Source organism: Bacillus cereus group sp. BfR-BA-01310 (genome assembly GCF_022664325.1).
Classification (GTDB): domain Bacteria; phylum Bacillota; class Bacilli; order Bacillales; family Bacillaceae_G; genus Bacillus_A; species Bacillus_A paramycoides.
This window is the reverse complement of sequence record NZ_JAKUHD010000005.1, coordinates 96645-111350: the sequence shown is the minus strand read 5'-3', so window position 1 is coordinate 111350 and position 14706 is coordinate 96645. Positions and strand designations below refer to the sequence as shown.

Sequence of the window (14706 nt, the reverse complement as noted above, 5' to 3'; positions counted from 1 at the left end):
TTTATGATGGAAAGTTTTACAATTGAATTGTGAACAAAATGTGACAGTTTACATTATAAATTGTGACATTTTCAATTCCATTATAAAAGAAAAGGATGGTGTTGATTATGAAAACTGCACAGCGTGAAATGATTTCAAATCGCGAGTTTTATTTCGTACTATATATGATGTTATTGTATGTTACTGGTTGGGTAATCGATGTAAATGGCTTATTCCTAAGTTCCTACTTTAATTTAGCAGGAGAGATTACACTTCCATTAGTTGGCGGTATTGTTGGACTGTTCGTTATGTCTATTAATAAACAACAAACGAAATAACGACATTACATAAAGGCAGAAGACGAATTTTCGTTTTCTGCCTTTTTCTTTTTTTAGCGTATAATATAAAGTGAAACTTTAATCAGTGGGGATTTTACGGGCAGTAAGACTTCCACAAATAGCGGTAAAAATCTACAAGTATATAAGGAGTGGTAAGTATGAAAAAAGTAGAGCAATTATCTTCCCATCTATATCTTATTGATGATTACGACTTACAACATAATGAACGAACAGGTACGTACGTTTTATTAGGTGACGATATTACTTTAATTGAAACTTGTGCAGCCCCTTCTTTTCCCTATATTTTAGACGGCTTACAACAATTACATATTGATTTACACGATGTAAAAAACATTATCGTTACACATGTTCATTTAGATCACGCAGGTGCAGCAGGTTTAATGATGGAGAAATGCCCAAATGCTACTCTATTTGTGCATCCACGCGGAGCTCGTCATATGATTGATCCAACAAAACTTATTCTAGGTGCAAAAGCAGTATACAAAGAAGATTTCGATAAGCTCTTTGATCCAATTCTTCCAATTGAAGAAGAACGTGTTCATATTGTACAAAATAGTGATACATTAAAGATTTCAGAAGACCGCATCCTTACATTTTATGATACACCAGGACATGCGAAGCACCATATTAGTATTCACGATTCAAAAACAAACGGTATTTTCACTGGTGACACGATTGGAATTTACTATCGAGAGCTAGCTGATCTTGGTGTAGAGTTATATCTACCATCAACTTCCCCTTCGCAATTCCAGCCAGATGCGATGATTGCTTCTAAAAATCATATTCAAAGTATGAATGTAGATACTATTTATTTCGGTCATTACGGGGCATCATCTCATGTTACAGAAGTATATAACCAACTGGAACATTGGTTGCCTATTTTCGTCGAGACTGGTAAGGATGTCTTTAAAAAAAATAAAGATTTCGATGAAGCTACTAAGACATTAAAATCTTTATTAATGGAGAAAGTCTCCTCTCACCTTACAAAGCTAGGCGTCCCATCAAATCATACTGTTTATAACATTTTACATCTAGATTTAGAAATTAGTGCGATGGGAATTATTGATTATTTAACGAAGCAAAAGAAAGCAAGTTCCACTATTAACTAATGGAAAAAGAAGATATATACAACGCAGTTATCGTATATATCTTCTTTCCTTGAATATATTTTTTAATAAAGGATGGTGGAATGGAATGCAAAAAGTGATATTATACCTCTGCTTTACATTATTTATCATTTTATTATTATTTGTTGGAGTAAAAATTCAATTTTATTTAGATACAGACGCGCAAGTGAATTTTAACGTTTACCCAAGATTATTCTACTTTACACTCTTCCCTCTTTTGGTCGGCATTCTATTACGATTCCTTCAATCCATTAATCGCGAAACGAGTAAACAAAACTGGAGCTTTCAGCCGGATAAATTTATTGCTATTACAGTACCTACAATATTAATTTCCTTTTCCCCAGCCCTACTCTTTTCACCACTTGGCGAATACCTACCGTATTTAGTTAATATTATTCTTGTGAATACAACTTTCGTTACCATTATTAGTTTAATAGCTGGTTACTCACTCTTAGATTGCTTTATACAAAGGGACAAGACAATTAGTAAGGAATACGACTAAGTGATATCCCACTTTCACTTTATTATGCAAGTCAAGGGTAGTTCTCTCCTGACTTGTTTTTTGTTTCTGTAGGAAAGAATAATAATACAGCTATCGAATAATATTTGGAGGAATTTCAGTAGGAGTATTACATTTTGCTAATAATGCAAAAGAACCAAATAATCAATTTTAAGTGTAGTTGATTATGGTGGTTTATTTATTAGTGCAATACTCCTTGTGAGAGTTGCTATACATGCGGTGAGAAAGTTCAAGTAAACAAAAAAGGAGAACCTGATAATAAAGGCTCTCCTTTTTTTGTTATCTCACCTTTTCATTTACATACTCCATAAACTGCTCCGCTTTAATAAATCTTTCTTTGTATGCCTCAGGTACTTCTTCTACTTTCATTCCACCCGTTGATTTTGTTTTTACTTGTACTATTTCATATGTCATTAAAGCTTCCACATAGCGATCAAACTCTTCTGGTGTTAATACTTCTTCACTAGATTTATGACCGTTTAATTTATCAAAGTATGGTTGAAGTCCCATACTTATCTTTTTCATTTCTTCCCTTTTCTTCGGTGATAACTGATCATAATCAATATTACCGTTTGAATCTCCATACTCAAGCTTTGCATTTGTTAATTTCTTTAGTTCTTTTGTAAACTCTTCATATTCCTTTGTACCCATATCATCTTTCGCTTGTGATAATTTTGCACTAAAGCGCATATATCCTTCTAATGTCATAGCTCCAGCATGCTTCTTTAAATTCTCAAAAGATCCGTATATACCATCTGCCATAATAGATTGATAAGCAAAACCCGTTGTCGGAATTAAAAATGCTGCTGCAAGCACTCCTGCTATAAGGCGTTTCTTCCTTTTACTCCCCCCGCGCTTCATTTTAATTTGAACGATTACTTTTTCTTTTAACTCCGGCGGGGCTACAATTCCCTTCGCTTCTTCTTGTATAGATTCTCTAACTCTACAATCTAAACTCATTTCACATTCCCTACCTCTCCTAAAAAGATATCTTCTACTTGCTCTTTCTGGCGTAGTTTCTTTAAAGCCGCATGAATTCTAGATTTCACGGTACCGATTGGAATATGTAATATATGTGCTACTTCTTCTTGTGAGTAATCGTGTAAATATCTTAAAATAATAACTTGTTTCAATTTATACGGTAATTTATGTATGAGCTCGATTAGTTTTTGATTTGATATTTTACTTACAATATCGTTAGAAAAATCAATTTGTACTGGTTTTCTTTGCTCTTCTGCTTTTTTTACAATCCGTAGCCGCATCCACCTCTTTCTTCTATAAGAATGAATTTGTTTAATCGCAAGTCCAATTAGCCAAGGACGAAATGGCTTCTCGCTATCATATTTACGAAGCGATTCATATAGCTGTATGTATATTTCTTGAACGACGTCATCTACATCCGTCTTGTCTTCTATTAAAAAATGTGCTGTCTTATATACTTCTTGAATCGTTTTATCATACAATTCGCCATACGCTTCTTTATTGCCTGATAGAGTTAATTGAATTAAATCTGCATAATCTATTTCATCCTTCATGTAACACCCCTCCTTTGTCTTATACTATATATTGGCAAGTAAATGATATTTCGTTCGATTTTTTTCAAAGGTTTTTATATAAGGTGAAACTTTAATCAGTGGGGGATTGTCCATCCCCCACTGATTATTAGCCCACACCAATCTGGCTTTTAGGCGGGAGTCTTACTACACGTTAATGCGGGATAAATTAATATAATAATGCAATGCCTTCATAAGTTTCACTTATAACCGTGCATAACAATTATATAATTTCCCAATTCCTAATGAAGATTTAAAATGATTTATATAGCAAAATTTAGGGGGATATATGATGAAAGCTATCGTTGTAACTTCGTTCGGTGGTCCTGAAGTGATGAAATATACAGATGTGGGCATTCCGACTATTTCAGAAAATCAAGTATTAATTCGCATTGTTGCTACTAGTGTTAATTTCGCCGATATTAAATCACGCTATGGCAAAAAAGGAAACAAAGCATTCCCCTTTATTCCAGGGATAGATGCAGCTGGTGTTGTAGAACGAGTCGGTTCTCATGTGAAAAATATTTATCCTGGACAGCGTGTCATTGCTTTTCCTCAAAATGGCTCTTACGCTGAATACGTTGTCGCAAACGAAAATCTCACTTTCGTTTTACCTGATGAAGTCGATTTCCAAACTGCTGCTGCTTGTCCGATCGTATCTTTTACAAGCTATAATTTACTCGCAAATGTGGCCAGACTGCAAAAAGATGAAGCAGTTCTAATCCATGCAGCTGCTGGTGGAATTGGTACTACAGCAATTCAACTTGCAAAACTATTAGGAGCTGGAAAGGTTATCGGTACTGTCGGAAGTGAAGCGAAAAGAAAAATTGCTTTAGACGCTGGCGCTGATTATGTTATATGCAATCAAAATGAGGATTTCGTAGAGAAAGTTAATGATCTTACAAACGGAGAAGGTGTTAATGTTATTTTAGATTCTATTTCTGGTACTGTGTCAGAGAGAAGTTTAGATTGCCTTGCTTATTATGGTCGTCTTGTCCACTTCGGTAATGCTAGTGGAGAAGTTGGTAATTTTCGAACGAAAGATTTACATGCAAGTTGCCGTTCTATACTCGGTTTTAGCTTTGGCACTACACGGAAAAAACGTCCCGAATCTCTCAAAGAAACTGCAAATCAAGTTTTCCGTTATTTACGTGATGGAAGTTTACAAATTAATGCTACGAAATCTTTTCCTATTCAAGATGCAGGGAAAGCACATGAATGGGTCGAAAGTAGACAAAGTACAGGGAAAGTAATACTAAACGTTCAGACAGCTCCCTAAAATGAATACATGAAATCGAGGTGTCATTCATGGGATCACGAATTATGCATGTTATTATCGCTAACGGTATTGCCGAGAAACTATCTATTCAAGATAAAACTTCTTTCTTACTTGGAGGTGTAGCTCCTGATGCTGTTCATTCAAAAGACGAAAAAGGAACTTCACATTTTTACTCTGGTACAACGAAGAACTATACGAGAAGAATAGATTACGAATCATTTATTCATAAATACGAAAAGCATATGGACTCCCCTTTTCTTTTAGGCTATTATACCCATCTCATTGCCGATGATAATTGGCTAAATGGATTTTTTCTACCTTGGCTCAAAAACAGAATTGAGAACGACGAAGCCATCGCACCTATGTACTATAACGATTTTAAATTATTGAACGCAAAGTTGTTGCATCATTATGATAAAGAACAACAGCTCTTCTCCCTTCTTAATCAAGAGGCTCACATTGTGAATATCGAGGAAGTGTCAGAAGAGAACGTTTTAGCTTTTCGGCAATATATTTTTGAGGATATGCTATATCCTGAGCAACACTTGCACGAAAACTTACAAGTGTTTACATTTGATCAAATCGTTGGTTATATTGAGACAGCTATTGAAAAAGGGGCATTTTTTATCAAACAACTCTCTAATGAAAAATTCACTTCAAATATTTAATCCCCCTCATTATATATGAGGGGGATTTTGACATAGCAATGCCATTATTTTTTCTTTTCCATTACTGCAAAGTAATTCCCTTCACTATCTGCAAAGTTAAACACTTTACCAGAAGGCATGGTTACCATTTCTCCAACTGTAACATTTTTATTTGTTAGATCTTTATATAGTTGATCAAGGTTTTCTGAGAAGAACATTAAAGACGGTGTACCAAGATTCAATTCCGGACTCATTTTAGAAATAACTTCTTTATTATGTAGTATAATGCTCGTTTCTGCATCGTTAGTTGGAGCAATTTCAATCCATCTCATTCCTTGCTTGTTATCTTCCTCTGCAATTACATGAAACCCTACTTTTTCAGTCCAAAAATTTACTGCCTCATCTTGATTATTTACATATAACATAATTTGTCCAACTTTATGAATCATTTGTTACCCCCCTAATGGTTTTTATATTCTATGTAGCTTTCTACAGTTACTATTATTAATCCTTTTTCATTCATATGTACTTCTTCACAAAATTTATCGACTTACTCATTCCATCAAGCTGGTCAATATAATTATTTCTTTCAATTATGTTATACCCGTCGAATCCGATTTTATTTAATGCCTTGAAGAATGTATCAAAATCCACTTCACCATTTCCTGCCGCGACTTCTATATACTCACTTAAACCATTTCTTTTTACTTCCTTACAATCTTTAATGTGCGTTTGTACTATATACTCTTTTAACAGAAATAAACTCTCTATCGGATTTTCATTTACTTCACTTATTATATTTGCTGGGTCAAAGTTAACAGCTAGTCCATTTGAGCTTATATTTTCTAAAAATCTTTTTAACACTATTGCTTTTTCAGATCCCGTCTCAATAGCAAAGACTCCCCCTAATCTTAATGATAAATTCCCTATCTCATAACAAGTCCTTTGCATCTTATCATATCGCTCGCTCTTTTCATCATCTGGAATTTTCCCAATGTGAGCCGTTATTATATTTGCTCCTAATTCTAATCCCTTATCAGCAACACGTTTCAATGGCTCTATTACACTTTCAACTTCCGCCCCTACAATTCCACTTTCTCCAAAACTAATTGCTAATGACGGAACTTTAATTCCATTAAAAAATAAGCTTTTCTTTAAATTGGCCCATTCTACCTTTGAAATATTAGCTAAGTTAAAATTCGTATTCATAGCATATAGTTGAATATAGCTTAACCCCCATTCTCTCGCCTTTTTTATTCCTTCATTTACTTCAATATGTTTTGTATTTAAAAACATTCCTAATTTCCTGTTCATAAATGTACCTTCTTTTTATTATTTCGTATCATGTTAATATTCGACTCTTTTTATGTTACTTCCTTGTACAAACTAAACTAGAAATGCTACACCTTTATCAATATTTCCTGTAGAATCGTTAATAAAATTTCATCGATTTTTCCACAACAAAAAAGACGTAACTATACATAGTTACGTCTTTCCAATCATTTATCTAGGCTTTTTCTTACCAGTAAAAGCTGGCTTCTTTTTCTTTGGTGCTGGTGGTTTAGATTCTACAAATGCCCCTTTGAACATTTCTTGTTTCGTAAACACGATACCTAATTTTTTCGCAAATTGTAGTAATTTACGCTCTTCTTGTGCTGTTACAAGAGAAACAACCGTTCCTTCTTTCCCCATACGTCCAGTACGTCCTGAGCGGTGAATATATTGGTCTACTGTGTCTGGTAACTCTAAATGAATTACATGTGTTAAATCATCGATATCTATTCCACGTGCTGCAATATCAGTAGCAAGTAAAATTTCTAATTTCCCGCCGCGGAACGCACGCATCGTTGCTTCACGCTCTTGCTTACTTGCCTCTGCATGAAGAGCTGCTGCTTTCATTTTACGGAATTTCAATTTCTGAGTAATTTCATCTAAACGGAATGGGTCATTTAAGAAAGCAACTGCTTTTACATCGCCCATATGCATAATTCTTCTTACGTAATCATTTTTTTCGCGTCGCTCACAAATGATATACGTATGCTCAACTACGCTTTTTGACTCTGAACGTGTTACACGTACTAATTGTGGTTCAACTGCTAAATCACGTGCCGCGTCTTCTGCTGCTTTTGTCATTGTCGCCGAGAAGAATACTAATTGACGATCGCGCATCGTTGATTTAATTACATCCTGTACAGCGCCCATCATCTTTTGTTTTACAATTTGATCAAACTCATCAAATACAATCGTTTTCACTTCATGCATTTTTAGCTTTTTCATACGAATTAATTCTAAAATACGTCCTGGTGAACCGACAATAACTCTCGGATGTTTCTTTAATTTTTCCACTTGGCGCTTAATGTCTGCACCACCAATTAAAGATGCACCTGAAATATCAGTTCCCGCTGTAAACTTTTGAACTTCTTCATGAATTTGCATAACAAGTTCACGAGTTGGCGCTAAAATTACAACTTGGGGTTGTTTAACTTCAGGATTAATTTTATGTAAAAGGGGTAATAAGTACGCTAATGTTTTTCCTGTTCCAGTTGGAGATTCAGCTATAACGTCTTGTCCTTCTAAAATAGTTGGAATCGCTTGTTTTTGAATTTCAGTAAACTCTTTAAAACCAGCCTTCTCCCAAGCTTGTTGTAAAAATGGTTGCATATCTTTTATCATTCGTTTTTCTCCTTTATCTCTATTTTTGAAGAAAATGTTGTATTGTTCGCACCGTTTCTATCATGTGTGAAATAACAGCTATTAAATCATCAACATGGTCTTCTGTAATCGCTTTTTGAAATAGAACCTCTACCTTATTATGATATGAAATCGCTTGCTTATTATATTCGTATGAAATTTTCTGCGTAATCATTCGCTCTTTTCCCCATATAGAATGTAATAATTTTTCAATTTCTTTGCATCCTATCTCAGGGTGCTCCATTTCGAACGAGAATTCCAGCTTCATTTCACAACCTGGTATAAACTGAGGTACTTCTAATATTTCACCCGATAAGTTCTTTGCATCAACAGATAGTGAAAATGTCGATTCTACCATCGTTTTACATGTTTCAGTTAGTTGAAATGAAATACTATACATACGACTTAGTGAAGCAAGGTCCATCACATCTTTTCGATCTGTTACGAGAATATCACCGTGTAAATCGAAATCATAGACAGCTCCTTCCACGATTACCTTTAAATTTTCAAAAGCAGTTGGATCAAACATAATTTCCTCCAAAAAACAGGCGCCTTTCTATGGAAAGGCGCCACTTGATGTATATATAGTTTACAGATAAACGAGATGAATTACAACCTTTTAGAATAAACCTACTGCTTTTCCATCTTCGTTTACATCCATTTGAAGCGCAGCTGGCTGTTTAGGAAGTCCTGGCATTGTTAACATTGTTCCTGTTAACGCAACGATGAACCCTGCACCGATAGATGGTTTCAATTCACGAATTGTAACGATAAAATCAGATGGGCGACCTAATTTTGTTGCATCATCAGAAAGAGAGTATTGTGTTTTCGCCATACATATCGGTAGGTTACTCCAACCTTCTCCTTCAAATTGAGCTAATTGCTTGCGCGCTTTCGGAGCAAATTCAATATCTTTTGCGCCGTACACTTTTTGAGCAATTGTACGAATTTTTTCTTCTAGTGGTAATTCTAATTCATAAAGTGGTGCGTAGTTATTCTCACCTTTTTCAATCTCTTTTAACACTTTCTCAGCAAGGTCAACTCCGCCTTGGCCACCCTTCTCCCAAACTTCTGTTAAGGATACTGCATAGCCACGCTCATTGCACCACTCTTGTAAGTATGCAACTTCTGCATCTGTATCTGTAATGAACTTGTTAATTGCAATTACGAATGGAACACCGAAGCTTTGAATTGTTTCAACATGTTTCTGTAAGTTTTCCATTCCTTTTGCTAACGCATCTACATTTTCTTCTTTTAATTGATCTTTCGCCACACCACCATGCATTTTAAGCGCACGAATAGTCGCAACAATAACTACCGCTTCTGGCTTAATACCAGCTGCACGTGCTTTAATGTCTAAAAACTTCTCAGCACCTAAATCAGCACCAAATCCAGCTTCTGTAATAACATAATCACCCAATTTTGCTGCCATTGTCGTAGCGATAACACTGTTACAACCGTGAGCAATATTCGCAAATGGTCCGCCATGAATGATAGCTGGTGTATTTTCTAATGTTTGTACTAAGTTCGGTTTTAATGCGTCTTTTAATAGAAGTGTTAACGCACCTTCTACGCCTAAATCTTTAACTGTTACAGGTTGATTTGCAAAATTATAAGCGACCACGATGCGAGATAGACGTGCTTTTAAATCTTGAATATCTGTTGCAAGGCAGAATACAGCCATGATTTCAGATGCTACTGTAATATCAAAACCGTCTTCACGTGGTACACCTTGAACCGGTCCACCAAGGCCGATTACTACGTTACGAAGGGCACGGTCATTTAAGTCTACACAGCGTTTCCAAACAATCTTACGTGTATCAATTCCAAGTACGTTTCCTTGTTGGATGTGATTATCAATAAACGCCGCTAATGCGTTATTGGCAGTTGTAATCGCATGAATATCTCCAGTAAAGTGAAGGTTAATATCTTCCATTGGTACTACTTGTGAAAAACCACCACCTGCTGCTCCGCCCTTTAATCCCATTGTTGGTCCAAGAGATGGTTCGCGAAGCGCAATTACTGTTTTCTTACCAATTTTATTAAAAGCTTGACCTAAACCAACTGTTACTGTTGATTTACCTTCTCCTGCTGGAGTTGGGTTAATCGCTGTTACTAAAACAACTTTACCGTCTTTCTCATCTTGTAAGCGCTTAAAAATTTCAAGAGATAACTTGCCTTTATAATGTCCGTATGGCTCTAATTCTTCTTCTAAAATATTCAACTCAGCTGCAATTTCTTGAATTTTCTTCATACTTGCTTCTTGTGCGATTTCAATATCAGATTTAACTGTTGTAGTAGTTGTCATATACCCTAGTCCCCCTTTAATTGGTTCTGATGATATTGTATCAGTTTTTTGTATTTTCTGCACTTATTTCCCTCCTAAAATCCTTCGATTTTGTTATATGTTTTTTAACATAAATACCCATAAGAATGTTAAAGCTTGTTGTAACTCTATAGGTAGTTGGCCTAGCATTTTCTCATTTACTCCACGCTTATATACGCCGGTACCATCTACAACTTCAAATCCTTGTTCTTTTGCTAACCGTTCGAATTCCCAAGGCATCATCGTATTACAAACAACATCTTTTCCATATAATCGAGGGTAACTGTTCTCTCTCGGCTTTGCTGTCGGTCCTAAAATTGCAATACATGCGTATCCATCTTTCTTTAAAACACGCTTTATTTCATTTAATGCTTGTAATGGTTCCTCGGTCCATTCTAAAGAATTAATTGCCATAATTGATTCAAATTGCTCATTTTCAAAAGGTAATGAAGAAAGATCTCCTTTAATAAAGGATAAATTCGGGCTCTCTCCGCGTTCCTTTCCCTTTTGAATCATAACTTCTGATAAATCCACCCCAACTGCTTTATACCCAGAAAGACTTAGTTTATATGTACCATACCCATCACCACAGCCAACATCTAACACTTGTACTTCTTTTTCCACGTACTGCTCAAAAAATGGAATGATTGTACTCCTACTCCCGCTATCCCACATTTCTTGACTATTTTGATTCCAAAACTCTGCATTGTTATCCCATTTTTTCTCTGCCGATTCATGCCAATTAAACTTCGTCATACATTCCCCTACCTTCACGTATTATCATTCATTTCATTCTACATCATTTTCCAAAATTCCTGTTTTATCTTCATACGAATGTGAACAGGATAACACCGGAAGCTATTATCTCCAATTTTTGCTTTACTTGGGTTTAACTCATACTCATGTTCTGTTCTTTATGAAAGATACTATAGATACACCCAATTGAAAGAGAGGGATGTACATGCGAAGAAAGAGAAATCATCATTTTAAAAGTGGTGAAAAACATTTTAAAAGTGGTGAAAAAAAAGAAGAGTATGCAGCTGAAATATCTCCAGCTGGTATTCCGATTAGACATGAGCGTAAAGAAATTGCAAATGAAATAGAAGGTACAAATACCGGAGCAATGATAGGCTATGTCGCATTATTTCTTTCGTTATTCTCAATTGCTTTTTACCCGGTTACACTTGGCTCCCTTGCTATTTTAGTTGGTTTATTAGCTGTCAACTTTGGAGCGAGAACACTTGGATATACAGCAATTGGTTTTGGAAGCTTTTCTGTTTTATTTACTTTACTCTATCCGCTTGCTATATCAGCGTTATAAAAAAACACACCAAGTTATACTACTTGGTGTGTTCATTCATGATACAACATGATATGACCGCATCCACAACAATGCTTCGCTGTAATTTCTTGAAAAACTGGATAATTTTCTTCATCCCTATGCTCAATAAACACCTTTTCAAATCGGTACATATTTGGTGCGTATGCCCAATCTTGTTTCGTACGTGCATATAATGTTGAAGAAAAAAACTCCTCACCACCGCAAACGATACATACCTTCTTCATCAATACCCCTCCTATGCCTGTCTTACTTCATCTATATGAACACAAGCATAAAAAAAAGACCTTCTATTACTAGAAAGTCTTCTCTGAAACAAAAAGAAATGTACCGAATAAACCTACTCCGCTGTATTCTTTCGTTAAACCAGCTTCTGTTTTATACGTTTGCTTTACAGTCATAAAGAATACACCGTTTCGTGCATTAATACTTTCAAACTGTAATTTCTCTTTCTTTCCATCTACATTTTGCGTGCATTCAAAGCTACTCTCGTCACATTTCAATGTATACTTATCCTCTAAATACAATTTGAAATCTGATTCTTTCGGACAAGTTATAAGTAATATCGCCACGAGAATAATACTTACAATACCCACAATTGTATAATATTTCTTCATTTGTTCTCCTTTCAAAAGACAAGAAAACTTGACTTCATGCGCCAAGTTTTCTTAGTCTACAACCCATTGCCACTCTTGTTCTTTCTTATCAAAAATGAGCCAACCCGTTTCTGTTGCTTCTGCTTTCAATTCATCGATATTATCTAGTACCTCATCCGTACTTTCGAATGAGCCCACTACATATACCGGAATTTCAAGGCCTCTTCTCGACTCAATTTTCCCCGCTAAATCAATGTATAACCCATCTTCCATTAACGGAACAAGCCCAAGGATAACTTCCTTAGAAATTGCTGGGAAAATCTTTGATTTTTGGAAGAAAGTAAAACGTTTCTTTCCAAACGAACCGAGTTTATATGGAATCACTTTACTTAGCATTCCTACAAAATCACCGATTCTACGGTAATACACTTTGTTGTACCAACCGTCATCATGTGAAAAATAAACAAATCTATTTTTCAATAACGGGAAGAACGTTCTTCCAAGTGGTTCTTTTTTGTGAGCCAGATAAAGCAGTTCTGCTATTTCTTTTGGCTCTAATTCATCTAAATCGCTTGCATCATCAAAATCTACCCAACAAAATTCATCAAATTCATCAATCTCTGCTTGAATGAGTTTATGTATATTTTCTTCCTCGACATATTCAAATAAAGTATGATAATGAAAATCTGTCCACTCAAAATTATGCTTTAAAAGCAATGCTTGGTGAAGCGGTGAAGGGATGTTACTTGCAAACTCTTTAAACGTAATTCCAGATGTAATAAAACAATGACCCCGACGATTACCATTAATATATATCATATTTTTTACTTGGTCAGATCCTCCAGACAAAGCACCTAGCCACCTTCGTTTTGTATGTTTCAATTCTATAGCATATTTTAACATGAAAAATTTTAGAAACATAGAAAAAACTTCAAAAACTATTTACAATTTCATGTGTTTTATTACATACTGATTACAAGAAAAAACACCTGCTCATAAGCAGGCGTTTTTAAAGGATATCATCTGGGCTTTGAGGGTGATGATTTCCCTCTTTCTTTTCATCTTTTTGGAACATCGATTGAATTTTATCAATTGTTTGTGGAGCTAATTCAATCATTTTCTCTGCTAAATGTGTCGCATTTTGTAAATGAAGAATATTTACCCCATCTTTATTTACCACAAGAAATGCTACCGGTGTAATTGAAACACCACCCGCGCTACCGCCCCCAAATGCAGGGTTACCGTTCGCTCTTTGTCCATCATTCGTCTGGAAATCAGAACCTCCTGCTCCAAAACCGAACGCTACTTTAGAAACCGTTAACACTACACCACCGTCAGCCGTTTGAACAGGCTCTCCAACAATCGTATTAACATCGACCATTTCCTTTAAATTTTCCATTGCTGCTTTCATTAAACCTTGAATTGGATGATCCACCGTTCATAACCTCCTTTGTCATATCTTTCCTAGTTTTTCCGAAAGTTTGTGAACTAAACATAAAATTTTATATTGATTTCAAAAACTAAAAGTTATAATATTCAGAAAAATAAAAAAGTTCGATTCGTTATGATACGAAAATTAACAAAGAAAGATCATGAACAAGTATTTTCTTTTCTAAAAGAAGAAACAGCTCTTAACTTATTTATCATTGGAGATATTGAAGCTTTCGGTTATGATACAGATTTTCAAGAATTATGGGGAACATTCGAAGAGAACGGAACATTAAAATCGATTTTACTCCGCTTCCATGATGCGTTTATACCGTATAGTAAAGAAGATTTTGTGGTTGCTGACTATGAGGCACTTCTTTCCGCATATAAGCCGCTTAAACTCTCTGGCAAGTCAAATATTGTAGAAAGTATGGCCTACTTCTTTTTAGGTACATCACTCCACAGGAAAAACCAACTCCCTATAGCTACAACTAACAAGGCCACTGTTCCAGCAAACCACTTGTTCATTACTATCTCCATGATATCCATTAGTTTCCTACCTCTCCAGTGCTTGCTTTATAAGTTGTTCTCTTATAGCTACCTACATGAGACAACCTAAATCGTATATTCGTTCCAGTTAATTTATTTTCAACATATAGAGTTTTGTATTTCTTATTAAAGTTAGCTACAAAGTTCATTGCATCAGCACCTATGAGGACGACTCTATCGTCACCTATATAGAACTCAATAGCAGCCTGATCTAGGTTGTCGTGCCAGTTAACCCACTTCTTAAACCATCCGAACATTATAATTCCTCCTCTTAGTTCTCATAAATAGTTATTCTATTTTTTCCCAAAGTTTT

General features: G+C 35.3%; 19 protein-coding genes and 1 pseudogene. 7 read left to right on the top strand and 13 right to left on the bottom strand.

What is annotated here, in order from left to right; translation table 11 throughout:
* The first annotated feature begins 107 nt into the window (after positions 1-107).
* The 3 genes from MR109_RS13115 (at position 108) to MR109_RS13105 (ending at position 1967) form a co-directional block, all read left to right on the top strand.
* Positions 108-317 carry a DUF3925 family protein gene (locus tag MR109_RS13115; protein ID WP_048372529.1) on the top strand — a complete coding sequence of 70 codons (210 nt, stop codon included), beginning with the start codon at positions 108-110 and terminating at the stop codon, positions 315-317.
* A gap of 158 nt (positions 318-475) precedes the next feature.
* Positions 476-1447 carry an MBL fold metallo-hydrolase gene (locus MR109_RS13110; RefSeq protein ID WP_242272304.1) on the top strand — a complete coding sequence of 324 codons (972 nt, stop codon included), beginning with the start codon at positions 476-478 and terminating at the stop codon, positions 1445-1447.
* Positions 1448-1532: 85 nt separating this feature from the next.
* Positions 1533-1967, top strand: a complete 435-nt coding sequence (locus tag MR109_RS13105) for a hypothetical protein (protein ID WP_242272303.1) — start codon at positions 1533-1535, stop codon at positions 1965-1967.
* A 297-nt stretch (positions 1968-2264) separates the two neighbouring features.
* Here the strand turns inward: MR109_RS13105 and MR109_RS13100 are convergent, their stop codons facing one another.
* Positions 2265-2945 carry a DUF3600 domain-containing protein gene (locus tag MR109_RS13100; protein WP_098307291.1) on the bottom strand — a complete coding sequence of 227 codons (681 nt, stop codon included), beginning with the start codon at positions 2943-2945 and terminating at the stop codon, positions 2265-2267.
* Positions 2942-3520 (bottom strand): sigma-70 family RNA polymerase sigma factor, encoded by a 579-nt coding sequence (locus MR109_RS13095; protein WP_025149870.1) that lies wholly within the window; start codon positions 3518-3520, stop codon positions 2942-2944. Before MR109_RS13095 ends, MR109_RS13100 begins: the two co-directional genes overlap by 4 nt.
* 310 nt (positions 3521-3830) lie before the next feature.
* On the opposite strand from MR109_RS13095, the gene MR109_RS13090 reads away from it, so the two are divergent.
* Entirely contained in the window at positions 3831-4817 is a 987-nt protein-coding gene (locus tag MR109_RS13090) for a quinone oxidoreductase family protein (RefSeq protein ID WP_242272302.1), read from the top strand.
* A gap of 29 nt (positions 4818-4846) precedes the next feature.
* Positions 4847-5485: a zinc dependent phospholipase C family protein gene (locus MR109_RS13085; protein WP_242272301.1), complete on the top strand. Its 639-nt coding sequence runs from the start codon at positions 4847-4849 to the stop codon at positions 5483-5485.
* Positions 5486-5529: 44 nt separating this feature from the next.
* Here MR109_RS13085 and MR109_RS13080 read toward each other — a convergent pair whose 3' ends face one another.
* The 6 genes from MR109_RS13080 to MR109_RS13055 all read right to left on the bottom strand — a co-directional run bounded on the left by MR109_RS13080 (position 5530) and on the right by MR109_RS13055 (position 11237).
* On the bottom strand, positions 5530-5913 hold the full coding sequence (locus MR109_RS13080; RefSeq protein ID WP_025149873.1) for a VOC family protein: 384 nt from the start codon (positions 5911-5913) through the stop codon (positions 5530-5532).
* Positions 5914-5983: 70 nt separating this feature from the next.
* Positions 5984-6778 (bottom strand): sugar phosphate isomerase/epimerase family protein, encoded by a 795-nt coding sequence (locus MR109_RS13075; protein ID WP_242272300.1) that lies wholly within the window; start codon positions 6776-6778, stop codon positions 5984-5986.
* A 189-nt stretch (positions 6779-6967) separates the two neighbouring features.
* Positions 6968-8137, bottom strand: a complete 1170-nt coding sequence (locus MR109_RS13070) for a DEAD/DEAH box helicase (RefSeq protein WP_048372546.1) — start codon at positions 8135-8137, stop codon at positions 6968-6970.
* 19 nt (positions 8138-8156) lie between these two features.
* Positions 8157-8684 (bottom strand): hypothetical protein, encoded by a 528-nt coding sequence (locus tag MR109_RS13065; protein ID WP_242272299.1) that lies wholly within the window; start codon positions 8682-8684, stop codon positions 8157-8159.
* 90 nt (positions 8685-8774) lie between these two features.
* Positions 8775-10463 (bottom strand): formate--tetrahydrofolate ligase, encoded by a 1689-nt coding sequence (locus MR109_RS13060; protein ID WP_025149877.1) that lies wholly within the window; start codon positions 10461-10463, stop codon positions 8775-8777.
* Positions 10464-10556: 93 nt separating this feature from the next.
* Positions 10557-11237, bottom strand: a complete 681-nt coding sequence (locus tag MR109_RS13055) for a class I SAM-dependent methyltransferase (RefSeq protein ID WP_048372552.1) — start codon at positions 11235-11237, stop codon at positions 10557-10559.
* 205 nt (positions 11238-11442) lie between these two features.
* On the opposite strand from MR109_RS13055, the gene MR109_RS13050 reads away from it, so the two are divergent.
* Positions 11443-11802, top strand: a complete 360-nt coding sequence (locus MR109_RS13050; RefSeq protein ID WP_242272298.1) for a permease — start codon at positions 11443-11445, stop codon at positions 11800-11802.
* Between the two features lie 32 nt (positions 11803-11834).
* Here MR109_RS13050 and MR109_RS13045 read toward each other — a convergent pair whose 3' ends face one another.
* The 4 genes from MR109_RS13045 to ytfJ form a co-directional block, all read right to left on the bottom strand.
* Positions 11835-12047, bottom strand: coding sequence for a hypothetical protein (locus MR109_RS13045; RefSeq protein ID WP_242272297.1), 213 nt, complete (start codon positions 12045-12047; stop codon positions 11835-11837).
* 69 nt (positions 12048-12116) lie between these two features.
* Positions 12117-12437, bottom strand: a complete 321-nt coding sequence (locus MR109_RS13040; protein ID WP_002171596.1) for a hypothetical protein — start codon at positions 12435-12437, stop codon at positions 12117-12119.
* A 51-nt stretch (positions 12438-12488) separates the two neighbouring features.
* Positions 12489-13265: a hypothetical protein gene (locus tag MR109_RS13035; protein ID WP_002171595.1), complete on the bottom strand. Its 777-nt coding sequence runs from the start codon at positions 13263-13265 to the stop codon at positions 12489-12491.
* 160 nt (positions 13266-13425) lie between these two features.
* Positions 13426-13851, bottom strand: coding sequence for a GerW family sporulation protein (ytfJ, locus tag MR109_RS13030; RefSeq protein WP_002171594.1), 426 nt, complete (start codon positions 13849-13851; stop codon positions 13426-13428).
* A gap of 129 nt (positions 13852-13980) precedes the next feature.
* Between ytfJ and MR109_RS13025 the strand changes: the two are divergent.
* Positions 13981-14271: pseudogene (locus tag MR109_RS13025) on the top strand (GCN5 family acetyltransferase); the annotation flags it as partial.
* A 121-nt stretch (positions 14272-14392) separates the two neighbouring features.
* On the opposite strand, the gene MR109_RS13020 reads toward MR109_RS13025, so the two are convergent.
* Complete coding sequence (locus MR109_RS13020; protein ID WP_025149882.1) at positions 14393-14650, bottom strand: hypothetical protein; 258 nt, start codon at positions 14648-14650, stop codon at positions 14393-14395.
* Positions 14651-14706 lie beyond the last annotated feature (56 nt).